Annotated in this window: 31 protein-coding genes; 24 read left to right on the forward strand and 7 right to left on the reverse strand. The window is 66.7% G+C overall.

Annotated features, from left to right (window positions below; all coding sequences use genetic code 11):
- Positions 1-21: 21 nt before the first annotated feature.
- Positions 22-1,230 carry an SAM-dependent methyltransferase gene (locus PAM7066_RS12905; RefSeq protein WP_085854625.1) on the reverse strand — a complete coding sequence of 403 codons (1,209 nt, stop codon included), beginning with the start codon at positions 1,228-1,230 and terminating at the stop codon, positions 22-24.
- A gap of 137 nt (positions 1,231-1,367) precedes the next feature.
- Between PAM7066_RS12905 and aspS the strand changes: the two genes are divergently transcribed.
- Entirely contained in the window at positions 1,368-3,140 is a 1,773-nt protein-coding gene (gene aspS / locus PAM7066_RS12910) for an aspartate--tRNA ligase (RefSeq protein WP_085854626.1), read from the forward strand.
- Between the two features lie 6 nt (positions 3,141-3,146).
- On the opposite strand, the gene PAM7066_RS12915 is transcribed toward aspS, so the two are convergent.
- Together PAM7066_RS12915 and PAM7066_RS12920 are read right to left on the reverse strand one after the other, a co-directional pair.
- On the reverse strand, positions 3,147-3,854 hold the full coding sequence (locus PAM7066_RS12915) for a BglII/BstYI family type II restriction endonuclease (RefSeq protein WP_085854627.1): 708 nt from the start codon (positions 3,852-3,854) through the stop codon (positions 3,147-3,149).
- A gap of 1 nt (position 3,855) precedes the next feature.
- On the reverse strand, positions 3,856-4,488 hold the full coding sequence (locus PAM7066_RS12920) for an MT-A70 family methyltransferase (protein ID WP_090929012.1): 633 nt from the start codon (positions 4,486-4,488) through the stop codon (positions 3,856-3,858).
- Between the two features lie 104 nt (positions 4,489-4,592).
- Here PAM7066_RS12920 and PAM7066_RS12925 point away from each other — a divergent pair, with 104 nt between their 5' ends.
- Positions 4,593-5,057, forward strand: a complete 465-nt coding sequence (locus PAM7066_RS12925; RefSeq protein ID WP_085854629.1) for a DUF1993 family protein — start codon at positions 4,593-4,595, stop codon at positions 5,055-5,057.
- A gap of 9 nt (positions 5,058-5,066) precedes the next feature.
- Here the strand turns inward: PAM7066_RS12925 and PAM7066_RS12930 are convergent, their stop codons facing one another.
- Entirely contained in the window at positions 5,067-5,786 is a 720-nt protein-coding gene (locus tag PAM7066_RS12930) for a response regulator (protein ID WP_085854630.1), read from the reverse strand.
- A 129-nt stretch (positions 5,787-5,915) separates the two neighbouring features.
- Between PAM7066_RS12930 and mce the strand changes: the two genes are divergently transcribed.
- A complete protein-coding gene (gene mce, locus PAM7066_RS12935; protein WP_085854631.1) occupies positions 5,916-6,320 on the forward strand; it encodes a methylmalonyl-CoA epimerase in 405 nt (134 codons plus the stop codon).
- Position 6,321: 1 nt separating this feature from the next.
- Positions 6,322-6,621: a DUF1467 family protein gene (locus PAM7066_RS12940; protein WP_085854632.1), complete on the forward strand. Its 300-nt coding sequence runs from the start codon at positions 6,322-6,324 to the stop codon at positions 6,619-6,621.
- Here the strand turns inward: PAM7066_RS12940 and PAM7066_RS12945 are convergent.
- Positions 6,548-7,279, reverse strand: coding sequence for an EI24 domain-containing protein (locus tag PAM7066_RS12945; protein ID WP_085854633.1), 732 nt, complete (start codon positions 7,277-7,279; stop codon positions 6,548-6,550). The genes PAM7066_RS12940 and PAM7066_RS12945 overlap by 74 nt on opposite strands.
- Complete coding sequence (locus tag PAM7066_RS12950) at positions 7,276-7,854, reverse strand: nitroreductase family protein (protein ID WP_085854714.1); 579 nt, start codon at positions 7,852-7,854, stop codon at positions 7,276-7,278. Before PAM7066_RS12950 ends, PAM7066_RS12945 begins: the two co-directional genes overlap by 4 nt.
- Positions 7,855-7,962: 108 nt before the next feature.
- Between PAM7066_RS12950 and PAM7066_RS12955 the strand changes: the two genes are divergently transcribed.
- On the forward strand, positions 7,963-8,211 hold the full coding sequence (locus PAM7066_RS12955; RefSeq protein ID WP_085854634.1) for a DUF167 domain-containing protein: 249 nt from the start codon (positions 7,963-7,965) through the stop codon (positions 8,209-8,211).
- Here the strand turns inward: PAM7066_RS12955 and PAM7066_RS12960 are convergent, their stop codons facing one another.
- A complete protein-coding gene (locus PAM7066_RS12960) occupies positions 8,212-8,454 on the reverse strand; it encodes a DUF8831 family protein (RefSeq protein ID WP_085854635.1) in 243 nt (80 codons plus the stop codon).
- A gap of 116 nt (positions 8,455-8,570) precedes the next feature.
- Between PAM7066_RS12960 and PAM7066_RS12965 the strand changes: the two genes are divergently transcribed.
- From PAM7066_RS12965 to PAM7066_RS13055, 19 genes are all read left to right on the forward strand, one after another.
- Entirely contained in the window at positions 8,571-9,260 is a 690-nt protein-coding gene (locus PAM7066_RS12965) for a M48 family metallopeptidase (protein WP_085854636.1), read from the forward strand.
- Between the two features lie 128 nt (positions 9,261-9,388).
- Positions 9,389-9,874 (forward strand): 50S ribosomal protein L15, encoded by a 486-nt coding sequence (gene rplO, locus PAM7066_RS12970; RefSeq protein ID WP_085854637.1) that lies wholly within the window; start codon positions 9,389-9,391, stop codon positions 9,872-9,874.
- Positions 9,875-10,059: 185 nt separating this feature from the next.
- The gene (locus PAM7066_RS12975) at positions 10,060-10,740 is read left to right on the forward strand and encodes an outer membrane protein (protein ID WP_085854638.1); all 681 of its coding nucleotides are present in this window, start codon (positions 10,060-10,062) and stop codon (positions 10,738-10,740) included.
- 187 nt (positions 10,741-10,927) lie between these two features.
- The gene (gene secY, locus PAM7066_RS12980) at positions 10,928-12,307 is read left to right on the forward strand and encodes a preprotein translocase subunit SecY (protein WP_085854639.1); all 1,380 of its coding nucleotides are present in this window, start codon (positions 10,928-10,930) and stop codon (positions 12,305-12,307) included.
- Positions 12,304-12,954: an adenylate kinase gene (locus PAM7066_RS12985; protein WP_085854640.1), complete on the forward strand. Its 651-nt coding sequence runs from the start codon at positions 12,304-12,306 to the stop codon at positions 12,952-12,954. The genes secY and PAM7066_RS12985 overlap by 4 nt, the downstream gene beginning before the upstream one ends.
- 486 nt (positions 12,955-13,440) lie before the next feature.
- Positions 13,441-13,809: a 30S ribosomal protein S13 gene (rpsM, locus tag PAM7066_RS12990; RefSeq protein ID WP_085854641.1), complete on the forward strand. Its 369-nt coding sequence runs from the start codon at positions 13,441-13,443 to the stop codon at positions 13,807-13,809.
- Positions 13,810-13,824: 15 nt separating this feature from the next.
- Positions 13,825-14,217: a 30S ribosomal protein S11 gene (gene rpsK, locus PAM7066_RS12995; RefSeq protein ID WP_085854642.1), complete on the forward strand. Its 393-nt coding sequence runs from the start codon at positions 13,825-13,827 to the stop codon at positions 14,215-14,217.
- A 117-nt stretch (positions 14,218-14,334) separates the two neighbouring features.
- A complete protein-coding gene (locus PAM7066_RS13000; RefSeq protein ID WP_085854643.1) occupies positions 14,335-15,351 on the forward strand; it encodes a DNA-directed RNA polymerase subunit alpha in 1,017 nt (338 codons plus the stop codon).
- A 117-nt stretch (positions 15,352-15,468) separates the two neighbouring features.
- Positions 15,469-15,882 carry a 50S ribosomal protein L17 gene (gene rplQ / locus PAM7066_RS13005; RefSeq protein WP_085854644.1) on the forward strand — a complete coding sequence of 138 codons (414 nt, stop codon included), beginning with the start codon at positions 15,469-15,471 and terminating at the stop codon, positions 15,880-15,882.
- Between the two features lie 163 nt (positions 15,883-16,045).
- On the forward strand, positions 16,046-16,669 hold the full coding sequence (locus PAM7066_RS13010) for an autoinducer binding domain-containing protein (RefSeq protein ID WP_085854716.1): 624 nt from the start codon (positions 16,046-16,048) through the stop codon (positions 16,667-16,669).
- A 56-nt stretch (positions 16,670-16,725) separates the two neighbouring features.
- Positions 16,726-18,048 carry a replication-associated recombination protein A gene (locus PAM7066_RS13015; RefSeq protein ID WP_085854645.1) on the forward strand — a complete coding sequence of 441 codons (1,323 nt, stop codon included), beginning with the start codon at positions 16,726-16,728 and terminating at the stop codon, positions 18,046-18,048.
- On the forward strand, positions 18,045-18,419 hold the full coding sequence (gene crcB, locus PAM7066_RS13020; protein ID WP_085854646.1) for a fluoride efflux transporter CrcB: 375 nt from the start codon (positions 18,045-18,047) through the stop codon (positions 18,417-18,419). The genes PAM7066_RS13015 and crcB overlap by 4 nt, the downstream gene beginning before the upstream one ends.
- Positions 18,416-19,459 carry an RluA family pseudouridine synthase gene (locus tag PAM7066_RS13025; RefSeq protein WP_085854647.1) on the forward strand — a complete coding sequence of 348 codons (1,044 nt, stop codon included), beginning with the start codon at positions 18,416-18,418 and terminating at the stop codon, positions 19,457-19,459. The genes crcB and PAM7066_RS13025 overlap by 4 nt, the downstream gene beginning before the upstream one ends.
- A complete protein-coding gene (locus PAM7066_RS13030) occupies positions 19,456-20,106 on the forward strand; it encodes an HAD-IA family hydrolase (RefSeq protein WP_085854648.1) in 651 nt (216 codons plus the stop codon). The genes PAM7066_RS13025 and PAM7066_RS13030 overlap by 4 nt, the downstream gene beginning before the upstream one ends.
- Positions 20,107-20,814, forward strand: coding sequence for an ATP12 family chaperone protein (locus tag PAM7066_RS13035; protein WP_085854649.1), 708 nt, complete (start codon positions 20,107-20,109; stop codon positions 20,812-20,814).
- Between the two features lie 207 nt (positions 20,815-21,021).
- Positions 21,022-22,041, forward strand: a complete 1,020-nt coding sequence (locus PAM7066_RS13040) for an amino acid ABC transporter substrate-binding protein (RefSeq protein WP_085854650.1) — start codon at positions 21,022-21,024, stop codon at positions 22,039-22,041.
- Between the two features lie 117 nt (positions 22,042-22,158).
- Positions 22,159-23,394, forward strand: coding sequence for an amino acid ABC transporter permease (locus tag PAM7066_RS13045; protein ID WP_085854651.1), 1,236 nt, complete (start codon positions 22,159-22,161; stop codon positions 23,392-23,394).
- Position 23,395: 1 nt separating this feature from the next.
- Positions 23,396-24,691, forward strand: coding sequence for an amino acid ABC transporter permease (locus tag PAM7066_RS13050; RefSeq protein WP_085854652.1), 1,296 nt, complete (start codon positions 23,396-23,398; stop codon positions 24,689-24,691).
- Positions 24,692-24,703: 12 nt separating this feature from the next.
- Positions 24,704-25,492 (forward strand): amino acid ABC transporter ATP-binding protein, encoded by a 789-nt coding sequence (locus tag PAM7066_RS13055; protein ID WP_085854653.1) that lies wholly within the window; start codon positions 24,704-24,706, stop codon positions 25,490-25,492.
- Positions 25,493-25,501: the final 9 nt, after the last annotated feature.

Genomic DNA, 25,501 nt, shown 5'->3' on the forward strand with positions numbered 1-25,501 from the left:
CGGGGCCATGACGGAACACGGTCAGTTGTAGAGGTAGTCCCGCGTGATCGGCACCGCGTCGTTCTTTCGCGCCAGCTGGAACTGGAACACGACCTGCTGGCCCTGAACGAAGCTCATCTCGGACGCCACGAGGTAGTAGCGCCACATCCGCACGAACCGGTCATCATAGAGCGCTCGCGCCGCGTCGGCGCCGGCCTCGAAGCGGTCGGCCCAGACCCGCAGCGTCTTGGCATAGTGCAGCCGCCAGACTTCGAGGTCCGACGTCACCAGCCCCTGCCGTTCGATCGCGGCCGACGTCTCGGACAAGGCGGGGATGTAGCCGCCCGGAAAGACGTACTTGCGGATGAACGCCGAGGTGATCCCCGGCGGGTTCGTCCGCCCGATGGTGTGGATCAGCGCGACCCCGTCCTCTTTCAATAACGTGCGGCACTTGCGGAAATACTCGTCGTAATGCGGCTGGCCGACATGTTCGAACATCCCGACCGAGACGATCCGGTCGAACGGTCCCTCGACGTCGCGGTAATCCTGCAGGCGGATGTCGATCTTGCCGTCCAGGCCCTTCCGGCGCACCCGCTCGGTGGCCAGCTTGTGCTGTTCCTCGGACAGGGTGACGCCGACGACTTCGGCGCCGAACTCTTCCGCGAGGGTGATCGCCATGCCGCCCCAGCCGCAGCCGATGTCGAGAATGCGCATCCCCGGCTCGATCAGCAGCTTCTTCGCGATATGCCGCTTCTTGGCCAGCTGCGCCTCTTCCAGCGTGATGTCGTCCGTCGGCCAGTAGGCACAGGAATACTGCCGGTCCTCGTCGAGGAAGATGTCGTAGAGCTTGGCCGACAGGTCGTAGTGATGCGCCACGTTCTTGCGGGCCTTGGGCGCCGGGTTGAACTGCGACAGCCGGCGCGCGTGCTTGCCGATCCGGACCACGGCATCCTGACTCCAATGCCGGTGACCCTTGCGCATGTTGTCGAGCACCAGGCCAAGGAAGTCGCGCAGCGCCTCGTCCTCGGGCTTGTCGCCCTCGACCAGGATCTCGCCGTTCATGTAGCCCTCGGCGGTGCCCAGGTCGGGGTCCTTCACCACCGCGGCGATGCGGCTTTCGCTGGTGATCCGTGCCTTCACATGCGGGGTGCCGTGGCCCATGACGATCACCCGCCCGGAAGGAAGCGTCAGTTCGAGCGTGCCGTCCTTCACGATCGAGCGCAGAATCCGCTCGAAAAGCCGCTCCCACATGGCCCCACCCCTTCGTTCACTTGTCCCGAGGGGCAGTCTGTCCGTGATCACGGGATCGTCAAGGCCCTCGCGCGCTTGACTTCGTGGCGTTGCCCATGTTCATCGCGCCTGTCGAACCGGACCGAAGGACCCTCGCCATGCACGCCTATCGCAGCCATACCTGCGCCGATCTCACCAAGGAGAACGTGGGCGACACCGTGCGTCTTGCCGGCTGGGTCCATCGCGTGCGCGATCACGGTGGCGTGCTGTTCATCGACCTGCGCGACCATTTCGGCATGACCCAGGTGATCTGCGACCCCGATTCCCCGGTCTTTGCGGACGTGGAAAAGGTCCGGTCCGAATGGTGCATCCGCATCGACGGCACGGTGAAGGCGCGCGACGAAAGCCTGATCAACCCGCGCCTGCCGACCGGCGAGATCGAGGTCTATTGCCGCGGGATCGAGACGCTGGGCCGCGCGGGCGAGCTGCCCCTCCCGGTCTTCGGCGAGCCCGACTACCCCGAGGAAACCCGCCTGAAATACCGCTTCCTCGACCTGCGCCGCGAGACGCTGCACAAGAACATGGTGCTGCGATCCGACGTGGTGCGCGACCTGCGCGAGAGGATGTGGGGCCAGGGCTTCAACGAGTACCAGACGCCGATCCTGACCGCCTCGTCGCCCGAGGGCGCGCGCGACTTCCTCGTGCCGTCGCGCCTGCATCCCGGCAAGTTCTACGCGCTTCCGCAGGCACCGCAGCAGTTCAAGCAGCTGATCATGGTGTCGGGCTTCGACAAGTATTTCCAGATCGCGCCCTGCTTCCGCGATGAGGACCCGCGCGCCGACCGCTCGCCCACCGATTTCTACCAGCTCGACCTGGAAATGTCCTTCGTCGAACAGGAAGACGTCTTCGCCACGATCGAACCCGTCATGCGCGGCTGCTTCGAGAAGTTCGGCGGCGGCCGCACCGTCGACCAGGCCTTCCCGCGCATCCCCTATGCCGAGGCGCTGCTGAAATACGGCACCGACAAGCCCGACCTGCGCAACCCGATCGAGATGCAGGTCGTGTCCGAACACTTCGCCGGCTCGGGCTTCGCGATCTTCGCGAACCTGCTCGAAAAGGAAGGGACCGAGATCCGCGCCATCCCCGCCCCCAAGGGCGGCAGCCGCAAGTTCTGCGACCGGATGAACAAGTTCGCGCAGGAACAGGGCCTGCCCGGCATGGGCTACATCTTCTGGCGCGACGGCGAGGACGGACTCGAAGCCGCAGGCCCCCTGGCCAAGAACATCGGCCCTGAGCGGACCGAGGCGATCCGCCAGCAGCTGTCGCTCGGCAAGGGTGACGCGGCCTTCTTCCTCGGCGGCAAACCGTCCGAGTTCGAAGGCGTCGCCGGCCGCGCCCGCACCGTCATCGGCGACGAGCTGGAGCTGACCGACAAGGACCGCTTCGCCTTCTGCTGGATCATCGACTTCCCGATGTACGAGAAGGACGACGAGGGCGGGATCGACTTCTCGCACAACCCGTTCTCGATGCCGCAGGGCGGGATGGAGGCGCTGGACGGCGACCCCCTCGAGGTAAAGGGCTTCCAGTACGACCTGGCCTGCAACGGCTACGAGCTGGTGTCCGGCGCGATCCGGAACCACCGCCCCGAGATCATGTTCAAGGCGTTCGAGATCGCCGGCTACGACGAGGCCGAGGTCCGCAACCGCTTCGGCGGCATGGTCAACGCGTTCCAGTACGGCGCCCCGCCGCACGGTGGCTGCGCTGCCGGGATCGACCGGATGGTGATGCTGCTCGCGGACGAGCAGAATATCCGTCAGGTCATCATGTTCCCGATGAACCAGCAGGCGCAGGACCTGATGATGGGCGCCCCGTCCGAACCGACGCCCCAGCAGCTGCGCGAACTCGGCCTCCGGGTCCTCCCCAGGGAGTGACCCGGTTCAGCCGGTGACGTTGCCAGGCAGGATGCCGAACACCAGCACGGGGCATCCGCCCGAGCGTCCGGCGGCGATGCGGCTGATCAGCTTGTGCGTGCCGGTGGTCGAGGCGCCGAACTTCGCCGCCACGGTCGTTCCCGCCTCGGTCCCGTCCTTCTTCAGCGCGGGGCCGAGCGAGGCGAAGAACCCCTGCGACAGCTCGCGCGTGACGATGACGCCCACGTCGATCACGCCCGCCTCGAAGAACGAGCGGAAGGCGTAGAGGTCGCGGTCGTAGGTCTGGTCCTTCGAGTTCCACTCGTAATCGAACGCCACGCGGCCGCGCCAGAAATCGACCATGTGGTTGTGGATGTAATCCTCGCGCAGGATCCGGTCGATCTCGGGGGCGCCTGCACCCTTGCCCGCCCGCAGCGTCACATACAGGTCGGCCTCGATCCGCACCTCTTCCTCGAACCCCTCCATCAGGGCGAGGTCCGCAAAGCGGCGCGTGGCGTCCATGCGGTTGCCGCCGGGCTTGCGGATCTCGGTCCGGGTGATGGTGAACGCATCCAGGATTCGCAGGATCCGCTCCAAGTCGTCCGGCGCCCGTTGGCGCAAGACGGCCGCCGCGCTGCGGTAGCTGGTGACGGAATAGCGGTCGCGCAGGTGTTCGGGCAGGATGCCCCGCGTCATCTCGGCGGGATCGAAGACCGCATCCTCGACCCGGCGCATCCTACTCGGCCGCGACGCCGGAATTGTAGGAATAGGTGGACCAGTCGGGCTTCCAGTCCGCATCGGCCTGGTTTCCCCAGACGGTCCAGCCCTCGCGGATGCCGCGCCCGAACATTTCCAGGTACGGCCCCCACGAGCAGCCCTCGATCAGGTCGTATTGCTCGTCGGGCTTGCGTGAATGCTCGCGCTTGCGGGTCTGCATCATGTTAACCTGCCGCCGTCCGGGGGGCAGCGTGCGCACGTCCTTGCCGCGCGTGCCGAAAAGCAGGATCTCGGTCACGTTGCGGAAATAGAACCCCACGCCGCGCCCGTCCGAGCCGCCATCCTTGCGCACCTTGTGCCACACGATGTTCGACTTGTATTCGAACCCCCAGGCGCGCAGCACCTCCAGCCCGTCAGGCAGCAGCGCGTTCGGCACCCACATGTAGCAATGCGCCCGGTCCATCAGGTGATCGGCGACGGGCAGGGCGCAGATCTCTTCCAGCGTCATGGTGGGATAGCGCGCCAGCCGCTTGTGCTCGGGCGCGACCTTGCCGGTGCGGTTGGTGAAGCGCCACGGCGGATCGGCCAGCACGCAGCCGAACCGGTCCTTGCCGAGAAACTCGGATAAGTCTTGTGCGGGCTGGGTCGTCATGTCCGACATATCGCTCACCGACTGCACCTTGTCACTAGAACATTGTGCGAACTTAGCCACGAGTTCCGGTTGACGCCACCCCCTTGCCACCGCACGGTCCGCGGATGGAGACCAACCGCCTCGCCCTCAAATCCGCGCTGCACGCCCTCGACCGGGCCGAGGCGCTTCTGGCGATCGCCGCGCGCCACGATCTGCTGGGCGCGCGGCTGGCGCCCGACATGTGGACGCTGCGCCAGCAGCTGTTCAGCGCGATCGGGTTCACCCGCCGGGCCGTGCTGCCGCTAAAAGGCATCGCACCCGAGAGGGTCGAGGCCGATCTGACCGAAGAGGGCCTGCGCGCCACGATCTTCGCAGCCCGGGCCGAAATTGCCGCAGCCGAAGGCCCGGCGCCGGAGCGAATCGCTCATCTTGCCGGCGAGGCGACGCTGGACCAGACCGCCGAGGATTACCTCGCGACCTTCGCCCTGCCGAACCTGTGGTTCCACCTCTCCATGACCTACGCGATCCTCCGCGCGGCGGGAGTGGACCTTGGGAAGGCCGATTTCGATGGCCTCCACATCTATTCCTGAAGTGGACGCTTAGATCGCGACCCGTTCGCCCGACATCCGCGCCTGCACCAGCCCCGCAAGGGCCGATATCGCGGGAAGCTGCGGCTTGCCGTCTTCGAGCGCAGAGGACAGGGCTGCCGCGCGGTCCGTCATCTCGGTGTCGCCGATCGTCCGGCCAAGCCCGTAGGTGAAGGCTGCCGCGTAGGCCAGCGTTGCGACATCGGCGCCGTGATCGAGCAGGTCGTCCACATGGGCCAGGTCGTCCTGCAGTGCGGCGGCGTCCGGCTCGACCATCTCGTCGCCCACGAGGCGCGGCCCACGGGGCAGCGCGTCGGCCGGCAGGTGGTGCAGAATCGCGGCCTGGAACGCAGCGATCGAGGCGAATGGCTTGGCGAGGAACTCGTCGGCGCCGGCATCGATGGCCGCTTCCTCCAGCGTCGGATCGCCCGACACCGCGATCAGCACGCCCACGCGCGGCACCGCCCGCGACAGCCGCCCGATCAGGTCCAGACCGGACCCGTCCGGCAGGCCCAGATCGGCGATCACCGCGCTTGGCCGGTACGAGATCAGGTGGCGTTCGGCCGCCCGCACGCTGTCGGCGCGCCGCACCCGCGCACCGCCGCGCAGGCACATCAGCCGCATCGTCTCACCGGCGTGGCGACTGTCCTCGATCACCAGTATCGTCTGCCCCAGAAGCGGCTTGTCTGCCGTGCCGCGGCGGGCGAAATTCAACTTCGACGCGTCATCCATGCCCCGTCTCCCTCGTTTCACGCAAAGGTGTGACATGACGAGGGTTAACAGCTCCCTAACCAGAGCGCACGGTGCTGTTGCCGTGGCGCGGCGCGGCGCGTATCAGCGCCCCGCAACCCGGAGTCTCGCATGATCGGACGACTGAACCACGTGGCCATCGCAGTCCCCGACCTCGAAGCCGCCGCCGCGCAATACCGCGATACGCTCGGCGCCGAAGTCGGTGCGCCGCAGGACGAGCTCGATCACGGCGTCACCGTCGTCTTCATCACCTTGCCGAACACCAAGATCGAGCTTCTGTACCCGCTCGGCGACGCGTCCCCGATCCGCGGGTTCCTCGAGAAGAACCCGGCGGGCGGCATCCATCACATCTGTTACGAGGTCGACGACATCCTTGCCGCGCGCGACCGCCTGAAGGCCGACGGCGCGCGCGTACTCGGAGACGGAGAGCCCAGGATCGGCGCGCATGGCAAGCCCGTGCTGTTCCTGCACCCCAAGGATTTCAACGGCTGCCTGATCGAACTCGAGGAGGTCTGACATGGGACCGACAGCCGCAATCGTTCTTTATGCCGTGGTCTGGTTCATGGTGTTCTTCGTGATCTTGCCGATCGGCCTCTCGACCCAGGGCGACGAGGGCGAGATCGTGCCCGGCACCCACGCCGGCAGCCCGGCGCGCTTTCCGCTGAAGCGCAAGGTGATCCAGACGACGATCTGGGGCACGCTGATCTGGGCGGTGATCGCCGCGGTGATCGTCTCGGGGAAGATCAGCGTGCAGGATTTCGACTGGTTCGACCGGATGAGCCCGCGGGCCGGGGAAGCCGGTGATACAGGTGCGTGAAACTCGCCGCACCCAGGAGAGGCACCAGCAGGTTCACGATCGGCACCGTCAGCGGCACCGCCATGACGCAACCCGCCGCCCAGATCCGCAGGCTGTACCGCCGGCGTAGCGCGGCCGCGCCCTCGCGTCCCAGCCGGCGCGCGGCGATCAGCTGGAAATACTCGCGACCCAGCAGAAAGCCGTTCAGCGCGTAGAAGATGAGCGGCGCGAAGGGCGGCAGCAGCAGATACGCCACCAAGGCGGCCATGTTCGCAAGGATCAGCACGCCGAGGAACCCGGCCCCGTCGCGGATCGAATCGGCCAGCGACAGGCGCGGCGCAGGCGAGAGCTGCGGGTAGTGCTTCGCCTCGACCGCGTCGGTCACGTCGTCCAGGAAGAACGAGGTGAAGGCCGAGGCGACGGGCACCATCAGGAACACCGACAGGACCAGCAATCCGATGACGGACGCGCCCGAGGCGATGTCGTCCAGCCACCCGATCTCGCCGATCCAGGGCAGGGCAACCGTGTCGGGCAGCAGCCAGTTCATCCCCCAGACGAACGCCGCGCCGAAGGCGATCAGCAGCCCGACGGTCAGCGCCAGCCCGGTCCAGAGCACCCGCTGAAACGCCGGATCGCCCAGCTGCCGGGCCGCCTTCGCAACGTCCGAAAGGAATTTCACTCCAGCACCCAGCTGATCTTGGCGGCCATGTCGGGGCGCGGCCGGTCGGGGGGTGCGCTCGTCTCCGTGCCGATATGGATGAGACCGGCGACCAGCTCGTGCGGTTCGAGGCCGAGGCCCTCACGCGCGAAGGTCTCGTCATGGCAGGCCCAGCCGGTCAGCCAGTTCGCGCCCCATCCGCTGGCCAGCGCGGCGTTCAGCAATTGCAGGCAGACGGCCCCGGACGACAGGACCTGCTCGACCCGGGGCACCTTGGGGTGCTCGACCGGCGTGCAGACCACCGCGACGGCAAGGCCCCCGTTGGCGTATTGCGAGCGTTGCTTGTCGATCTCCTCGGGCGCACGGCCGAGTGCTTCGCCGCGCGTGCTCACAAGCTCGGCCAGTCGCATCAGGGCAGCGCGCTCCAGCACGATCAGGCGCCAGGGTTCCAGCTTGCCGTGATCGGGTGCACGCAGCGCCGCCGTCAGGATCGGATCCAGCGCGGCGCGATCGGGCACGGGATCCGCCAGCGTCTTGTGCGGGCGCGATCGGCGGGACAGCAGGAAGTCGAGGGCGGCTGGGTCAGGCTGTGGCATGTGCACTCCGGTCGGTTCGCCTTCCATGTCGGGCCGTGCTGGCGGGCGGTCAACGGCTGCGGCCACATTCGGCGCGAAATTCCGGCGGCCGGGTGGTAGGGCAGGGGCATGACCGACCTCAGCCATCTCGCCCGGCCCGGCACGACCCTCAGCCTGCGCGTGACGCCGAATGCCCGCACCGCCGACATCCGGGCCGAGGGCGACACGATCCGCATCCGCGTGACCGTCCCGCCCGAGAAGGGGAAGGCCAATGCTGCGGTGCTCAAGGCCCTGTCGAAGGCTCTCGACGTTCCGAAATCCCGGCTCGAGATCGCCTCGGGCGCCACCGGCCGCAACAAGACCTTGCGCATCCTCTAGTCAGCGCTTCACGGGGCGGCCCAGCTTGTAGGCGCCCTCGGGCAGGTCGAGCGCCGCTGCCAGATCCGCCACCTGCGCGAACGAAAGGGTGATCTTGTGCGGCCGCTCGGTACGGGGGTCGAACTGCTCGACCGTCACGCAATCCTCGAAGGCGTTGATCGTGACATCCTCCTGCCGGTGTCCGGCCGGGTCGTCGACCAGAGTAATGACCGTGGCGTCGAATTCGTGCTCGATGGTGAACATTGCCCGTCCCCTTGTCCTTGGGGCCGACCCTCTCGCGGAACCGCCTGGGGTGCAATGGGCTGGTCCCCGCGCGCGTCGCCGATATGTTGCGGTCGATCCCGACCCGGAGCGACCCGATGCGCGCATTCGTCCTTTCGATCCTTCTGGCGCTCACCACCGCCTGCAGCGTGCCGGTGGCACCGGCGCCCCCTCCGCCTCCGCCTCCCACGGCCGCGGTGCCGCCCTCGGCCCAGCCGCTGGTCGAGGTGGTCAACCGCGTGATGCCGGTGGCCGTCCGCGCCTGCCGCAGCCAGCGCACCAGGCAACGGTGCGACTTCCTCGTGGCGCTGGACGATTCGCCTGATATCGAGGCGAACGCCTTCCAGACCCTCTCGCGCGATGGCCGCCCGGTGATCGGCTTCACCCTGCCGCTCGTCCAGCAGACCCGCAACGCGGACGAACTGGCCTTCATCCTCGCCCATGAGGCCGCACACCATATCGCCGGGCACATCGCGCGGGGGCAGAACTCGGCCCGGATCGGCGCCGATCTGATCGGCGGGCTCGTCGCGGCGGGCGGAGGGAACGATGTCGCCATCCGCGAGGCGCAGAACTTCGGCGCCTTCCTGGGCGCGCGCCGCTACGCGCAGGAGTTCGAGCTCGAGGCCGACGCGCTCGGCGCGCTGATCGCGCGCGAGGCCGGCTACGATCCCCTGCGCGGCGTGATGTTCTTCCAGAACGCGCCCGATCCAGGGAGCAGTTTCCTCGGGACCCACCCGCCGAACGCGGCTCGGGTCGACATCGTGCGCCGGGCATTGGCGGGGTCGTGACGCGCTTGCGTCATGCGCGCCCGGCGTTTATAGGCGCCCGGTGGCCCTCGGGGCTGCGAATCCGTGAAACGCCGCGTGTGCCCGCTCCCGTCGCTTGGGGGGCATTTCCGGCAAGGTAGGAGAGCGACATGAAACTGAACGAACTGCGCGACAACGACGGCGCGTCCAAGAAAGCCAAGCGCATCGGCCGCGGCCCGGGCTCGGGCAAGGGCAAGACCGCCGGCCGGGGTATCAAGGGCCAGAAATCCCGCTCGGGCGTGGCGATCAAGGGCTACGAGGGCGGCCAGATGCCGCTCTACCAGCGTCTGCCGAAGCGTGGCTTCAACAACATCAACCGCAAGACCTACGCGGTGGTGAACCTGGGCCTGATCCAGAAATTCATCGACGCCGGCAAGCTTGGCGAAGAGATCACCGAGACCGAGCTGCTCGATTCGGGCCTCGTGCGCCGCAAGCGCGACGGCATCCGCCTGCTGGCCAAGGGTGAGCTGACGACGGCCGCCAAGATCACCGTGTCGGGTGCCTCCAAGGGCGCCATCGACGCGGTCGAGAAAGCCGGCGGCTCGGTCACCGTCACCGGCGGCACTCGCCCCGGCGAGGGCGAAGACGCGGCCTGATCCGGCCCCTTCGACCAATCGATTGTGCTGGCGGCGCGCTCCCTCGGGGCGCGCCGCTTTCCATTCGGGCGAGGGTCGTGTCGACGCCGCCACAGGGCTTCCCCGCACCACGGGGGCGTCTATACGCACGCAACCTCCGGCAGTAGAACCCGCGTTGCCCACGGGGGGCATTGAGGGAATCCATTATGAAAACCATTTGTCTGCTCGCTGCCGCCGTTCTGGCCGCCGGGTCCGCCCATGCCGGTGGCGTCACCGCGCCCGCGCTGGACCCGCAACCGCAACCGCAACCGCAACCGGCGCCCATTCCGGTCTCGCAGCTTGATTGGACCGGCGGCTATGTTGGCGCCTCGCTCGGCTACGGTGATGTCGACGCCGAGATCGTCGAACCGCTCGACCTCGACGCCAGCGGTGCCATCGGCGGCGTCTTCGCCGGCTACCAGCACGATTTCGGCAGCTTCGTCCTCGGCGCCGAACTCGACGCGAATCTCGCGAATCTCGATGTCGACGTCGACGCGATCGACCTCGACGGCGTCGACATCTCGGTGGACCGCCTTCACCGCCTGAAGGTGCGCGCGGGCTACGATGCGGGCCGTGCGCTGGTCTATGGCGTCGCCGGGGCCGCCTATGGCAACCTACACGTTGAAGTGGACGATCTCGACGGTCTCAGCGGCGAAGATGATGCGAGCGACTGGGGCTACGTCGTCGGCGCCGGCGCGGATGTCCTCGTCAGCGACCGCGTCTCGATCGGCGGCGAGGTTCTCTACCACAAGTTCGACGCGCTGGCCGATGCGGACGAACTGGGCGCCGAGCAAGGTCTCGACGCCGAGGTGATCACCTTCCAAGCCCGCGTCGCCTACAGGTTCTGATCCTCTTCATCGCCGGACGACGGACGGGGCGGCCACACGGCTGCCCCGTTGCGTGACGGCCCTGCGGCCAGCGCTTTGAGGGAAGGCCAAGGGTGGTTGCGCTGGCGTTCCCGCGCCTTTACATCGGCGTGGATCCTCCAGGCCGGGCGCGAGCGTATCGGCCCATTGTGACTTCGAAAGGCCCCCCATGGCATCAGCAGCGGAACAGATGGCCGCGAACATGAGTTGGTCTGCCTTCGGCAAGGCGACCGAGCTTCGCTCCCGCATCCTCTTCACGCTCGGGCTACTTTGCGTGTACCGCCTCGGGACCTACATCCCGGTGCCCGGGATCGACGGCAACGAGCTGCGCGACTTCATCGAGCAGGCGAGCGCCGGTCTCGGCGGCATCCTCAACATGTTCACCGGCGGCGCGATCGGCCGGATGGGGATCTTCGCCCTCGGCATCATGCCCTACATCTCGGCCTCGATCATCGTTCAGCTGATGACGGCGATGGTCCCCCAGCTCGAGCAGCTCAAGAAAGAGGGCGAGCAGGGCCGCAAGAAGATCAACCAGTACACCCGCTACGGCACCGTGTTCCTCGCGACCTTCCAGGCCTACGGCCTTGCCGTGTCACTCGAGGCGGGCGGGCTGGTGACCGAACCCGGCTGGTTCTTCCGCATCGCCTGCGTGATCACGCTGGTCGGCGGCACCATGTTCCTGATGTGGCTGGGCGAGCAGATCACCAACCGCGGCATCGGCAACGGCATCTCGCTGATCATCTTCGTCGGCATCATCGCCGAGGTCCCGTCCGCGCTGGCGCAGTTCTTCGCGAGCGGTCGCTCGGGCGCCATCAGTCCCGCGCTGATCGTCGGCATCCTGTTGATGATCGTGGCCGTGATCGCCTTCGTGGTGTTCATGGAACGGTCCTTGCGCAAGATCCACATCCAGTACCCGCGTCGGCAGGTCGGGATGAAGGTCTATGACGGCGGCTCGTCGCATCTGCCGATCAAGGTGAACCCGGCGGGCGTCATTCCTGCGATCTTCGCCTCGTCGCTTCTTCTGCTGCCGACCACGCTCGCGACCTTCTCGGGCAACGAAAGCGGCCCGGTCCTGTCGGCGATCCTGGCCTATTTCGGGCCCGGTCAACCGCTCTACCTGCTGTTCTTCGGCGCGATGATCGTGTTCTTCACCTACTTCTACACCGCCAACGTCGCCTTCAAATCCGAGGACGTGGCCGAGAACCTGAAGAACCAGAACGGCTTCATCCCCGGCATCCGCCCCGGCAAGCGCACCGAGGAATATCTCGACTACGTCGTGGTCCGGATCCTCGTGCTCGGTTCGGCCTACCTGACGGCGGTCTGCCTCCTGCCCGAGATCGTCCGCCACCAGGCCGCCATCCCCTTCTATTTCGGTGGCACGAGCGTGTTGATCGTGGTCTCTGTCACGATGGATACAATCCAGCAGGTTCAAAGCCATATGCTGGCCCATCAGTACGAGGGCCTGATCGAAAAATCGCAGCTGCGCGGGAAGAAGCGCAGCGGCAAAGGCTCCGCGAAGGGAGCCAAACGGGGAGGGGCACGTCGGTGACGACAAACATCATTCTTCTGGGGCCACCAGGCGCCGGCAAGGGAACGCAGGCAAGGCGGCTCGAGGATGAGCGCGGCATGATCCAGCTCTCGACGGGCGACATGCTGCGCGAGGCGCGCAGCTCGGGCACCGACATGGGCAACCGCGTCGCCGAGGTCATGGATCGCGGCGAGCTTGTCACCGACGAGATCGTCATCGGCCTGATCGAGGAAAAGCTCGACGCCGATGGCGGCACCGGCTTCATCTTCGACGGCTTTCCGCGGACGCTCGCGCAGGCCGACGCGCTTGCGGCGCTTCTGAACAAGAAGGGTGCGCGTCTCGACGCGGTGATCGAGATGCAGGTGGATGACGAGGCGCTGGTCAAGCGCATCATCGCCCGGTCGACCTGCGCCCAGTGCGGCGAGGTCTATAACGACATCACCAAGCCGATCCCCGCGGACGGAAAATGCGCGAATTGCGGCGGCACCGAGTTCAAGCGCCGGGCCGACGACAACGAGGACAGCCTCCGCCAGAGGCTCCTGGAATACTACAAGAAGACCTCGCCGCTGATCGGCTACTACCACGCCAAGGGCCAGCTGACCCGCGTGGATGGGCTGGGCGAGATCGACACGGTTTCAGCCGCGATCGCAAAGGTCCTCGACGCCTGACTTCCAGCGGCCGCGGCACAGCCCGCGGCCCCTCGGCGACGCCCCGCCGATCGCCGGCCAATCCCCTTTTGCGACCCCCGCCATCGGGCGTAGCTTCGGTCCCATAAAAAGAAGCAGACCGAGGCAGACCCATGGATTTCGTGACACTGACCTTCCTGGTCGGCGCTGGCAGTGCGCTGTTCATCGCCGGCGGGATCGTGACCCTCCGCGCCCTGAAGCGGGCAGAGGATCGCGACGAGGACTGACGCCCCACCTGCGAGATGCTGGCCATCCGCCCGGGGCGGCGTCTATTCGCATGCGCTGCCCTTGACCCCGGGGCGAATCCCGACTAAGGCGCACCATCCTATGAGATGTGGATGATACGGGGCCTCGCTGCTCCGTGAAACCGCGACTGAAATGACCTGAGCCTGCGGCGGACCGCTTCGGGCTTACGTTGTGAAAAAAGGGCCTGGGGTTACGGGCTCGCAACGAAGAGGAAGAGTACACTTGGCACGTATCGCAGGGGTCAACATCCCCACCGCCAAGCGCGTCCCCGTCGCGCTTACCTACGTTACCGGCATCGGTCCCTCCTCGGCTCGCGCGATCTGCGAGGCCGTCGGCATCGAAGCCAGCCGCCGCGTCAACGAGCTGTCGGATGCCGAAGTCCTGAAGCTGCGCGAGCATGTCGACGAGAACTACACCGTCGAAGGTGACCTGCGCCGCGAGACGCAGATGAATATCAAGCGCCTGATGGACCTCGGCAGCTACCGCGGCCTGCGCCATCGCCGCAACCTCCCCGTGCGCGGCCAGCGCACCCACACCAACGCACGCACGCGCAAGGGCCCCGCAAAGGCCATTGCCGGCAAGAAGAAGTAAGGGGAGACCGGACACATGGCACGCGATCGTCGCGCTACCGCGAAGAAGAAGGTTTCCAAGAACATCGCCGCCGGCGTTGCTCACGTGAACTCTTCGTTCAACAACACCAAGATCCTGATCTCCGACGTGCAGGGCAACGCCATTTCGTGGTCGTCCGCCGGCACGATGGGCTTCAAGGGCTCGCGCAAATCAACCCCCTACGCCGCTCAGATGGCCGCCGAAGACGCGGGCAAGAAGGCGCAGGAACACGGTGTGCGCACCATCGAGGTCGAGGTTCAGGGCCCCGGTTCGGGCCGCGAATCCGCGCTCCGCGCCCTGGCCGCCGTCGGCTTCAACATCACGTCGATCCGCGACGTGACGCCGATGGCCCATAACGGCTGCCGTCCGCCCAAGCGCCGCCGCGTCTGATCGGATCTTCGAGAATACCGCAGGCCGTGCCACGTCGCACGGCCTGCATTCGTCGTTTTCCACCTCGGGTGTCGGGGCGTCTTGCATGGGCCGCCGACGAGAATTGAGGAGACATACATGCTTCACAAGAACTGGCAGGAGCTCATCAAGCCCCAGCAGCTCGAGATCAAGCCCGGCAACAATCCGCAGCGTCAGGCGACGGTCATTGCCGAACCGCTGGAGCGTGGCTTCGGTCTGACGCTCGGCAACGCGCTGCGCCGTGTCCTGATGTCCTCGCTGCAAGGCGCGGCCATCACGAGCGTTCAGATCGACAACGTCCTGCACGAGTTCAGCTCGATCGCCGGGGTCCGCGAGGACGTCACCGACGTCGTGCTGAATCTCAAGGGTGTCGCAATCAAGATGGAAGTCGAGGGGCCCAAGCGCGTCTCGATTTCGGCCAAGGGTCCGATGGTCGTCACCGCCGGCGACATCTCGGTGTCGCAGGGGATCGAGGTCCTGAACAAGGATCACGTGATCTGCCACCTCGACGACGGTGCGGACCTGTTCATGGAGATGACGGTCAACAGCGGCAAGGGCTACGTCTCGTCCGACAAGAACCGGCCCGAAGACGCACCGATCGGCCTCATGCCCATCGACGCGATCTACTCGCCGATCCGCAAGGTCAGCTACGACGTTCAGCCGACCCGCGAGGGCCAGGTGCTGGACTACGACAAGCTGACCCTCAAGGTCGAAACCGACGGCTCGGTCAGTGCCGAGGACGCCGTGGCCTATGCTGCGCGCATCCTGCAGGACCAGCTCGGCATCTTCGTCAACTTCGACGAGCCCGACCAAGCCGGCGCCGCCTCTGATGACGACGGCCTCGAGTTCAACCCGCTTCTGCTGAAGAAGGTGGACGAACTGGAACTGTCGGTGCGCTCGGCCAACTGCCTGAAGAACGACAACATCGTCTATATCGGCGACCTGATCCAGAAGACCGAGGCCGAGATGCTCCGGACCCCGAACTTCGGCCGCAAGTCGCTGAACGAGATCAAGGAAGTGCTCTCGGGCATGGGTCTGCACCTCGGCATGGATGTCGAGGAATGGCCGCCGGAGAACATCGAAGACCTCGCCAAGAAGTACGAAGACAACTTCTGAAACCACGATCGGGAGGGCGCTCTGCGCCCTCCTGCAAGACCGGGCACATGCCCCAAGGAGAGTCGGTGACACGCATCGCCGGCCGGACAAAGCAAAACGCGATTTAGGAGATAGAAAATGCGTCACGCCCGCGGATACCGCCGCCTCAACCGCACCCATGAGCACCGCAAGGCGCTCTGGGCGAACATGGCCGGCTCGCTGATCGAGCACGAGCAGATCAAGACGACCCTGCCCAAGGCGAAGGAACTTCGCCCGATCGTCGAGAAGCTGATCACGCTCGCCAAGCGCGGCGACCTGCACGCCCGCCGTCAGGCCCGATCCCAGCTGAAGCAGGACCAGTATGTCGAGAAGCTGTTCGACATCCTCGGCCCCCGCTACGCCGAGCGTCAGGGCGGCTACATCCGTGTCCTGAAGGCCGGCTTCCGCTACGGCGACATGGCCCCGATGGCGATCATCGAATTCGTCGATCGCGACCGTGACGCCAAGGGCGCTGGCGACCGTGCCCGCCTCGAGGCCGAAGACGCCGAATAAGCGTCTCCCTCTTGAGACACGATCCGAACGGCGGGGTTTTGCTCCGCCGTTTTTTTATGCCGCATGGGCTCTGGCATCGGCCCGGGATATAAATCAAACGATGCATGCCGCGATGAAAATTGCCTCGTCGGGTGTTTTCTGCAAGCAGCACGGGAATGATGCCATGATCAATCAAGCCACGGGCATCGAAGCGATCGAGCTTGGGCTGTCCCGGCTGAAGCGGATGTGTCCAAGTGGTTTCGCGCTCGGGCTGCACATCCGGTTCGCCTCGGCCCGGATCATGATTCAGACTTACGACCCGCGCTGGATCGATCGCTATACGGCGCGCGGCTACATGATGTGCGACCCGCTGATCTCGTGGGGGATAGGGTCCACCGGATGCGTGCGCTGGTCCGAGATGAACCACCCCGATCCTCATGATATTCTGGGTCAGGCGATGGAGTTCGGGTGCCGATACGGCGTGGCGATCTCCGAAGGGCCGACCGGTTCCCGCAGCATCGGGGGCTTTGCGCGGGGCGATCGCGAGTTCACCGACGCCGAGATGCAGGCCCTTGCGGCAACGGTGAAGGCGCTGCATCGCGATTCCACGCCGCGAACGGATGTTACGAAAGGGCAGCGTCATGCCCTGCGCACCATCGCGGCCGGGCACCGCTACGCCGAGGCCGCGGTGCTGCTCGGCATTTCCGAAAGTGCGCTGAAGGCCCGGCTCAAGGCCTGCCGCGAGCGCCTCATGGCACGCACGACGGCCGAGGCGATCCAGCGCGCCCAAGAGCTTCACCTGCTGTAGCTGCCGCCAATCAGCCGCTTTCCCCCGCCGTCGCCGCCCTGTAGGCTTGGGCGATCATGTCCGACCTGTTCGATAAAGCCCCTGCGACGGGTCCCGACACCGCGCCGCGTCCCCTTGCCGACCGGCTTCGGCCGCAGCGCCTGTCCGAGGTGATCGGGCAGGGGCACGTCATCGGGCCGAACGGTCCGCTCGGCGTCATGCTGGAGTCGGGCACCTTGTCGAGCCTCGTCTTCTGGGGGCCGCCCGGGGTTGGCAAGACGACCATCGCGCGGCTTCTCGCGCACGAAACCGACCTTGCCTTCGTCCAGATCAGCGCGATCTTCACCGGCGTGCCCGACCTGCGCAAGGTGTTCGAGGCGGCCCGGCACAGGCGCGCGAACGGGCAGGGGACACTGCTCTTCGTCGACGAGATCCACCGCTTCAACAAGGCGCAGCAGGACGGCTTCCTGCCGCATATGGAGGACGGGACGATCCTCCTCGTCGGCGCCACCACCGAGAATCCATCCTTCGAGTTGAACGCCGCGCTCTTGTCGCGGGCGCAGGTGCTGGTGCTCGAGCGCCTCTCGCATGACGACCTCGAGCGCCTCGCGCAGCGTGCCGAGGCCGACATGGGCCGCCCGCTGCCCCTGACCGCCGAGGCCCGCGCCCAGCTTCTCGACATGGCCGACGGCGACGGCCGCGCGCTTCTCAACCTGGCCGAGCAGGTGATGGCCTGGAAGACCGAGGCGCCCCTCGATCCCACCTCCCTTCAGGCCCGGCTGCAACGCCGCGCGGCCCAGTACGACAAGTCGGGCGACGCGCATTACAACCTGATCTCGGCGCTGCACAAATCGGTCCGGGGCAGCGACCCCGATGCCGCGCTCTATTGGCTGACGCGGATGCTCGACGGCGGAGAGGACCCCCGCTACCTCGCCCGCCGCATCACCCGCATGGCGGTCGAGGATATCGGGCTGGCCGACCCGCAGGCACAACGGGTCTGCCTCGACGCGTGGGAGACCTACGAGCGCCTCGGCTCGCCCGAGGGGGAACTGGCGCTCGGGCAGGCTGTCACCTACCTCTCCCTCGCCCCGAAATCGAACGCCGGCTACGCCGCCTACAAGGAGGCGATGCGCGCCGCCAAGACCACCGGGTCAGAGCCGCCGCCCAAGATCATCCGCAACGCGCCGACGAAGCTGATGAAAGAGCAGGGATACGGCAAGGGCTACGAATACGACCACGATGCCGAGGACGCGTTTTCGGGCCAGAACTACTTCCCAGACGGCATGAAGCGCGGTGTCTACTACCTGCCGAAAGAGCGCGGGTTCGAGCGCGAGTTGAAGAAGCGCCTCGACTGGTTCGTCTCGCTCAGGGCGAAGCGGAAGAAGGGGCAAGACGAGTGATCGGGACGCTGCTGCAGGTCGCTGTCGGCGGAGCCATCGGCGCATCGGCGCGCTACCTCGTGGGCATCGGCGTCGCGCGGATCGCGGGGCCGGGGATGCCGCTGGGGGTGCTGACGGCGAACGTGGTGGGCTGCTTGCTGATGGGGCTGTTCGCCGGGATGGCGGGGCGGCTGGGGCTGGGATGGCTCGGGCCGTTCGTTGCGACCGGCATCCTGGGCGGCTTCACCACCTTCTCGACGTTTTCTCTCGAAGCCGTGAACCTGATGCAGGAGGGGCAGACAGGGACGGCGATCCTCTATATGGCGCTGTCGGTTGGCGCGGGGCTCGGCGCGTTGTATCTCGGGCTCGAACTGGCGAAGGCGATGGCATGAGCGGCGTTCACACGCGAAAGATCGAAGAGGGCGAGGGCGACCAGAGGCTCGACCGCTGGTTCCGCAAGCACTACCCCCACGTGCCGCAGGGGCGCATCGAGAAGATGTGCCGCAAGGGCGAGATCCGCGTGGACGGTGCCCGCGCGAAGGGCGCCACGCGCGTCGAAGAGGGGCAGGAGATTCGCATCCCCCCGCTCCCCGACGTTGCCGCGCCCGAGATCCTGCAAAGCCGCGTCAGCGATTCCGACGCCAAGCTGATCCGGTCCTGCGTGATCTATCGCGACGAGCACATCATCGCGCTGAACAAGCCGCCGGGGCTGCCGACGCAGGGCGGTTCGAAGCAGACCCGCCACGTCGATGGGCTTGCCGAAGCGCTGATCGAGGACGACGAGGACAAGCCGAAGCTGGTTCACCGCCTCGACAAGGACACGTCGGGCGTCCTGCTGCTGGCCCGCACCCGCCTGGCGGCCAAGGGCCTGGCCGAGGCGCTGCGCCACAAGCGTACACGCAAGATCTACTGGGCGGCGGTCGCGGGCGTGCCCAGCCCGCGGGACGGCGTCATCAAGTTCGGGCTGGTGAAGGCCCCCGGCCACGGCATCGGCGGAGAGGGCGAAAAGATGCTTTGCCTGCACCCCGACGACGTGCGCGACACCGAAGGCGCCAAGCGGGCCGAGACGCACTTCACCACCCTTTCCGCGCTTGGCGGCCGGGTTTCTTGGGTCGCGCTCGAGCCGATCACCGGGCGCACCCACCAGCTTCGCGCGCACATGGCCGAGATCGGCCACCCCGTGATCGGCGACGGCAAGTATGGCGGCTCGGGGCAGGAGAACCTGGGCGACGGCTGGGGCGCGCAACTGGGCGGCGACCTGTCGAAGAAGCTGCACCTGCACGCCCGCTCGCTCAGCTTCGAGCATCCGGTCACGGGCGTGCCCCTGTCCCTCACCGCACCCTTGCCCGAACACATGAAGCGCACCTGGGACGCGCTGGAGTGGCGCGTCGCGGACGCTCCCGACGATCCGTTCGCCCCGCCCGAGGAATGACCCTGCGGCTCGCGCTTTTCGACATGGACGGCACGCTCGTGGACAGCCAAGGGCATATCGTGGCGTCCATGGACGCGGCCTTCGCTGCCGCCGGGCGCCCCGCGCCGGACCGCGAGGCGGTGGTGGCCTGCATCGGCCTGTCGCTGCCCGTGGTGTTCGAACGCCTCGCGCCGGGGGCGGATCACGCCGATATGCTGGCCGCCTACAAGACGCATTATGCCGCGGCGCGGGCGAAGGCTCCGGCACCGACCTTTCCGGGCATCCCGGCGGCGCTCGACGCTCTGGGGACCGAGCCCGAGACCCTGATCGGCATCGCCACGGGGGCGTCGCGTCGCGGGCTCCGGGCGATGATCGATGCGCACGGGTTCCGCCTCGCCACGGCGCAATGTGCCGACGATCACCCCTCGAAGCCGCACCCGTCGATGATCGCCGCCGCGCTGGCTGAAACCTCGGTCACCCCGGTAAACGCCGTGATGATCGGCGATTCGACCTTCGATATGGAGATGGCCCGCGCCGCCGGCATCTTTGCGCTTGGCGTCGCGTGGGGCTATCACGCGCCCGAACGGCTGCGCGCGGCCGGAGCGCAGGCCATGGTCGAGACGCCCGCCGCGCTCGTCCCCGCCCTGCACCAGATTTGGGAGAGCTGAATGTCCGACTGGGCCCCGAAACGCTTCTGGAAATCCGCCCAAACAGAGCCCGTCGAGGGCGGCATCCGCGTTCTGCTGGATGACAAGCCGATCCGTACCCCCGCGGGCGAAAGCCTCGTGCTGCCGACCGAGGCACTGGCCGAGGCCGTCGCCGCCGAATGGGACGCGCAGGCGAAGATCGTCGATCCCGGCTCCATGCCGATGACCCGCACGGCGAACTCGGCCATCGACAAGGTCGCGCCGCAAAAGGCGGCGGTCGTCGCTGCCCTGGCCGAATACGGCGGCACCGACCTGCTCAGCTACCGCGCCGAGAACCCGCAGGCGCTCGTCCTGCAGCAGTCGCAGATGTGGGATCCGCTGCTCGATTGGGCCGAGGAGACCTTCGGCGCCCGCCTCGTCACCACCCAGGGCGTGATGCCCGTGGCGCAGGACGCCGCCGCGCTCGACCGCCTGGTTGCGCCGATGCACGAAATGTCCAAGTTCCGCCTCGCGGCGTTCCACGATCTGGTGGCGCTGTCGGGTTCGCTGGTGCTGGCCCATGCCGCGGCCTGGGGCGCCCGGTCGCCGGTCGAGGTCTGGGACCTGTCGCGCCTCGACGAGGAATGGCAGGCAGAGGAATGGGGCCGCGACGAAGAGGCCGAGGATTTCGCCGCGAGGAAACGCCGCGCCTTCCTCGATGCGCACAGGTTCTGGGCTCTGGCCACCTGAGCGTCGTGGCGATCGGCACATTTCACGGGCATCTGCTGATCGCGTGACCGATTCGTCATCTCATCTGGTTATCGGTGACTTGACGCATGGCGATGAATAGCGACACACTCGGTCGCGTTCGGGACCTATCCGGGTTCCTCGCCAATGCCGGCGCAGTCGGCCAAATCCGATCCGGCCTCGCGTCGGGCAACTCAGGAAGAGGTATTCATGAAAACCACCGTATTTCTCGGCACCGCGTCCGCGGCCATGTTGGTCGCAGGTCTCGCCGGCGCCCAGACGCTAAGTGACGTCCAGGAGCGCGGCACCCTGAACTGCGGCGTGTCCACCGGTCTGACCGGGTTCTCGGCCCCCAATGCGAGCGGCGAGTGGGAAGGCTTCGACGTCGCCGTCTGCCGCGCCGTCGCCGCAGCCGTTCTGGACGACCCGAGCGCCGTCGAGTTCGTGCCGACCACCGGCAAGACCCGCTTCACCTCGCTCGCCTCGGGCGAGATCGACCTTCTTTCCCGGAACACCACCTGGACGTTCAGCCGCGACAACGACCTGAAGTTCGAATTTGCCGGCGTGAACTACTACGACGGCCAGGGCTTCCTGATCCCGAAGGAGCTCGGCGTCACCTCGGCCAAGGACCTCGACGGCGCGACCGTCTGCGTCCAGACCGGCACCACGACCGAGCTGAACCTCGCCGACTTCTTCCGCAAGAACAACATCAGCTACGAGCCGGTCCCGATCGAGACCAACGGCGAAGCGCAGCAGCAGTACATCGCCGGTGCCTGCGACGCCTACACGACCGATGCCAGCGGCCTTGCCGCCACCCGTGCCTCGTTCGAGAACCCCTCCGAGCACGTGATCCTGCCAGAGATCATCTCGAAAGAGCCGCTCGGCCCGCTCGTGCGTCATGGTGACAGCGAATGGGGTGACGTGGTGCGCTGGACGCTCAACGCGCTTGTCGCCGCCGAGGAATACGGCGTGACCTCTGCAAACGTGCAGGACATGGCGTCGGCACCGGGCGACAACCCCGAGGTCAACCGCCTGCTCGGCACCGAGGGCGAGCTTGGCGCGATGATCGGCCTCGACAACGACTGGGCCGTCAAGGCGATCTCGGCCGGCGGCAACTATGGCGAGCTCTTCGCGCGGCACATCGGTGAGGACACGCCGGTCGGCCTCGCCCGCGGGCTGAACGCCCAGTGGACCAACGGCGGGCTGCTCTACGCGCCTCCGTTCCGGTAAGGTAACCGGGGGGCGCGGCCTGATCGCGCTCCCCCTCCTCGACCGTTCCCACCACCATCGAAGCGTCCCGACCCCGGCTCTGGCCGGGCGGACGGCGCGTAGGCAGACGGAACCGAGATGGCCTCCATTTCCGATCACGACACGCCCAAGCGCCGTGGCTTCCACCCCGGAATGCTGCTCAGCGACACGCGCTACCGCGGACTGACCTTCCAGTTCATCGCCCTCATCGCGATCATCTGCATCGCGAGCTGGCTCGGCTGGAACCTCATGCGCAACTTCGCGGCGGCGGGGCTGAACTTTTCCTACGGGTTCCTCGACAACCCGGCGAATTACGACATCAACCAGACCCTCATCGACTACACGAGCCGATCGTCGCACCTGCGGGCGGCGATCGTCGGCGTGATCAACACGCTGCTGGTCGCGATCGCCGGCTGCATCCTCGCCACGCTCATCGGCGTCTCGGCGGGTGTGATGCGGCTGTCGAAGAACTGGATCGTCGCGCGGCTCATGTCGGTCTATGTCGAGGCGTTCCGCAACGTGCCGGTCCTGATCTGGATCCTCATCATCGGGACAGTCGTCACCCTGTCGGGCGGCGCGCCCCGCGACTTCCTGACCCGCGGCGGCTCGGTCGAGCCCGATCGAGGCCTGTTCCTGGGGTCCTTCGCCTTCACCAATCGCGGTCTCTACGCGCCCGCGGTCGAGGTCGGACCCGGCTGGCCGATCGTGCTCGGCGCCCTGGTCGCCGGCATCGTCGGCTTCTTCCTCTGGCGGTCGCACGTGAAGCGGACGCTCTTCAACTCGGGCAAGCTGCTGCCGGTCTGGCCCTCCTGGGTGATCCTGATCGCGCCGGTGGTGATCGCCGAACTCGCGCTCGGGTCGATCTCGTTCATCCGGCCGGACGTGGCCGCGAACAACTTCAACATCCAGGGCGGTACGCTGATCGGCAAGCCGTTCATCGCGCTCTGGCTGGCCCTGTCGGTCTATACCGGCGCCTTCATCGCCGAGAACGTCCGCGCCGGCATCCTGTCGGTGTCGACGGGCCAGACCGAGGCGGCGGCCGCGCTTGGCCTGCGGCCCCGGCGGATCATGAACCTCGTCGTCCTTCCGCAGGCGCTGCGGGTGATCGTGCCACCGCTGATCTCGCAATACCTGAACCTGACGAAGAACTCCTCGCTGGCCATCGCCGTGGGCTATGCGGACATCACCGCGACGCTTGGGGGGATCACGTTGAACCAGACCGGGCGGGCGATCGAATGCGTGCTGCTGCTGATGCTGTTCTACCTCGTCATCAGCCTGACGATCTCGGGGGTGATGAACATCTACAACGCCTCCGTCGCCCTGAAGGAGCGGTAGAATGAGCGACACCCACGCCCAATCCGTCGCCTTCGTCCGCGAAAGCTTCATCCCCGAACAGGCCCCCCCGGCGCGCGAGACCGGCGCGATCCGCTGGGTCCGCCACAACCTGTTCCCGACGATCCCGAACGCGATCCTGACGCTCCTGGCGCTCTACGTGATCTACGTGCTGCTGTCGGGGCTTCTGCCGTGGCTGCTCGGCGGCGTGTGGAACGCGGGCTCGCTCAGTGAATGCCGCGAGATCACCGGCGCCGGGGCGGGGGGCTGTTTCGCCGTCCTGACCGAGCGGTGGAACCAGCTGATCTTCGGCTTCGCCTTTCCGCAGACCGAGTATTGGCGCCCCCTCCTCGCCTTCGTCCTCCTCTTCGTCGCCGGCGCGCCCGCGCTTTTGCCTGATCTGCCGCGGCGACTTCTGATCCTGACGGCGCTCTATCCCTTCGTCGCGTACTGGCTGCTCTGGGGCGGCACGATCCTGACGCCCGTTTCTGCCTTCCTGGGCGTCCTCGCCGGCTATTTCGCCTTCAAGGCGACCGATCGCTGGAGTTTCGCGCTGTCGCTCGGGGCCGCCGTGGTCGCGGCCGTTGCGGTTTGGTGGGTCGGCGGCTGGGTCGCGTCGCAAGAGCGCGACTTCCTTGCCATTCAGCGAATTCAGAGCCGGGACATGGGGGGCTACATGCTCAACATGATCCTCGGGACGGTCTGCATCTCGCTGTCGCTGCCTTTCGGCATCCTGCTGGCTCTCGGCCGGCAGTCGCGCCTGCCGCTCATCAAGTATGTCTGCGTGGCGTTCATCGAGTTCGTCCGCGGCGTCCCGCTGATCACGCTTCTCTTCGTGGCGAACGTGGTGCTGGCCTACTTCCTGCCGCCCGATACCAATTTCGACCTGATCCTGCGGGTCATCATCATGATCACCATGTTCGCCTCGGCCTATATCGCCGAGGTGATCCGCGGGGGCCTCGCCGCCCTGCCGCGCGGCCAGTACGAGGCCGCCGACAGCCTCGGCCTCGACTATGCGCAGGCCATGCGGCTGATCATCCTTCCGCAGGCGCTGAAGATCTCGATCCCCGGCATCGTCAACGTGGCGGTGGGGCTGTTCAAGGACACGACGCTGGTGTCGATCATCTCGATGTTCGACGTGGTGGGCATGATCCGCGGGCCGATCCTCGCCTCGACCGATTGGAACGGCGTCTACTGGGAGCTCTACGGCTTCGCGGCGCTGCTGTTCTTCGTCACCTGCTACGGCATTTCGCAATATTCCCAGTGGCTCGAGCGCAAGCTTGCCACCGAACACCGGTAAGGAGCGCCCCTCATGGAAACCGCAAACACCCGCGCGCCCGACCGCAGCCAGCTCAAGGTATCGGACGAGGTCGCCATCGAGATCGACGGCATGAACAAGTGGTTCGGCAATTTCCACGTGCTGCGCGATATCGACCTGACCGTCTACAAGGGCGAGCGCATCGTCGTCTGCGGCCCGTCAGGCTCGGGGAAATCGACGCTGATCCGCTGCATCAACGGGTTGGAAGAGCACCAGAAGGGCAGGATCACCGTCGACGGCACGGTGCTGAACTCGGACCTCAAGCAGATCGACAAGATCCGATCCGAGGTCGGGATGTGCTTCCAGCACTTCAACCTCTTCCCGCACCTCACGATCCTCGAGAACTGCACCCTCGCGCCGATCTGGGTCCGCAAGACTCCGAAGAAAGAGGCCGAGGAAACCGCGATGCACTTCCTCGAGAAGGTGAAGATTCCCGACCAGGCGAACAAGTATCCCGGCCAGCTATCGGGCGGGCAGCAGCAGCGCGTGGCAATCGCGCGATCCTTGTGCATGCGACCCAAGATCATGCTCTTCGACGAGCCGACCTCGGCCCTCGATCCCGAGATGATCAAGGAGGTGCTCGACACGATGATCGAGCTGGCCGAAGAGGGGATGACGATGATCTGCGTGACCCACGAGATGGGCTTTGCGCGGCAGGTCGCGAACCGGGTGATCTTCATGGCCGACGGTCAGATCGTCGAGCAGAACGAGCCCGAGGCCTTCTTCAACAATCCGAAATCCGAGCGGACCAAGCAGTTCCTGAGCCAGATTCTCGGCCACTGAGGTGAGGCG

Source organism: Palleronia marisminoris, from assembly GCF_900172315.1.
Classification (GTDB): domain Bacteria; phylum Pseudomonadota; class Alphaproteobacteria; order Rhodobacterales; family Rhodobacteraceae; genus Palleronia; species Palleronia marisminoris.

Excerpts from the sequence above, each read along its gene's own strand:
- PAM7066_RS12905 (WP_085854625.1), bottom strand. The coding sequence starts at position 1,230 with ATGTGGGAGCGGCTTTTCGAGCGGATTCTGCGCTCGATCGTGAAGGAC.
- aspS (WP_085854626.1), top strand. The coding sequence starts at position 1,368 with ATGCACGCCTATCGCAGCCATACCTGCGCCGATCTCACCAAGGAGAAC.
- PAM7066_RS12915 (WP_085854627.1), bottom strand. The coding sequence starts at position 3,854 with ATGCGCCGGGTCGAGGATGCGGTCTTCGATCCCGCCGAGATGACGCGG.
- PAM7066_RS12920 (WP_090929012.1), bottom strand. The coding sequence starts at position 4,488 with ATGACGACCCAGCCCGCACAAGACTTATCCGAGTTTCTCGGCAAGGAC.
- PAM7066_RS12925 (WP_085854629.1), top strand. The coding sequence starts at position 4,593 with ATGGAGACCAACCGCCTCGCCCTCAAATCCGCGCTGCACGCCCTCGAC.
- PAM7066_RS12930 (WP_085854630.1), bottom strand. The coding sequence starts at position 5,786 with ATGGATGACGCGTCGAAGTTGAATTTCGCCCGCCGCGGCACGGCAGAC.
- mce (WP_085854631.1), top strand. The coding sequence starts at position 5,916 with ATGATCGGACGACTGAACCACGTGGCCATCGCAGTCCCCGACCTCGAA.
- PAM7066_RS12940 (WP_085854632.1), top strand. The coding sequence starts at position 6,322 with ATGGGACCGACAGCCGCAATCGTTCTTTATGCCGTGGTCTGGTTCATG.
- PAM7066_RS12950 (WP_085854714.1), bottom strand. The coding sequence starts at position 7,854 with ATGCCACAGCCTGACCCAGCCGCCCTCGACTTCCTGCTGTCCCGCCGA.
- PAM7066_RS12955 (WP_085854634.1), top strand. The coding sequence starts at position 7,963 with ATGACCGACCTCAGCCATCTCGCCCGGCCCGGCACGACCCTCAGCCTG.
- PAM7066_RS12960 (WP_085854635.1), bottom strand. The coding sequence starts at position 8,454 with ATGTTCACCATCGAGCACGAATTCGACGCCACGGTCATTACTCTGGTC.
- PAM7066_RS12965 (WP_085854636.1), top strand. The coding sequence starts at position 8,571 with ATGCGCGCATTCGTCCTTTCGATCCTTCTGGCGCTCACCACCGCCTGC.
- rplO (WP_085854637.1), top strand. The coding sequence starts at position 9,389 with ATGAAACTGAACGAACTGCGCGACAACGACGGCGCGTCCAAGAAAGCC.
- PAM7066_RS12975 (WP_085854638.1), top strand. The coding sequence starts at position 10,060 with ATGAAAACCATTTGTCTGCTCGCTGCCGCCGTTCTGGCCGCCGGGTCC.
- secY (WP_085854639.1), top strand. The coding sequence starts at position 10,928 with ATGGCATCAGCAGCGGAACAGATGGCCGCGAACATGAGTTGGTCTGCC.
- rpsK (WP_085854642.1), top strand. The coding sequence starts at position 13,825 with ATGGCACGCGATCGTCGCGCTACCGCGAAGAAGAAGGTTTCCAAGAAC.
- PAM7066_RS13000 (WP_085854643.1), top strand. The coding sequence starts at position 14,335 with ATGCTTCACAAGAACTGGCAGGAGCTCATCAAGCCCCAGCAGCTCGAG.
- rplQ (WP_085854644.1), top strand. The coding sequence starts at position 15,469 with ATGCGTCACGCCCGCGGATACCGCCGCCTCAACCGCACCCATGAGCAC.
- PAM7066_RS13010 (WP_085854716.1), top strand. The coding sequence starts at position 16,046 with ATGATCAATCAAGCCACGGGCATCGAAGCGATCGAGCTTGGGCTGTCC.
- PAM7066_RS13015 (WP_085854645.1), top strand. The coding sequence starts at position 16,726 with ATGTCCGACCTGTTCGATAAAGCCCCTGCGACGGGTCCCGACACCGCG.
- PAM7066_RS13025 (WP_085854647.1), top strand. The coding sequence starts at position 18,416 with ATGAGCGGCGTTCACACGCGAAAGATCGAAGAGGGCGAGGGCGACCAG.
- PAM7066_RS13030 (WP_085854648.1), top strand. The coding sequence starts at position 19,456 with ATGACCCTGCGGCTCGCGCTTTTCGACATGGACGGCACGCTCGTGGAC.
- PAM7066_RS13035 (WP_085854649.1), top strand. The coding sequence starts at position 20,107 with ATGTCCGACTGGGCCCCGAAACGCTTCTGGAAATCCGCCCAAACAGAG.
- PAM7066_RS13040 (WP_085854650.1), top strand. The coding sequence starts at position 21,022 with ATGAAAACCACCGTATTTCTCGGCACCGCGTCCGCGGCCATGTTGGTC.
- PAM7066_RS13045 (WP_085854651.1), top strand. The coding sequence starts at position 22,159 with ATGGCCTCCATTTCCGATCACGACACGCCCAAGCGCCGTGGCTTCCAC.
- PAM7066_RS13050 (WP_085854652.1), top strand. The coding sequence starts at position 23,396 with ATGAGCGACACCCACGCCCAATCCGTCGCCTTCGTCCGCGAAAGCTTC.
- PAM7066_RS13055 (WP_085854653.1), top strand. The coding sequence starts at position 24,704 with ATGGAAACCGCAAACACCCGCGCGCCCGACCGCAGCCAGCTCAAGGTA.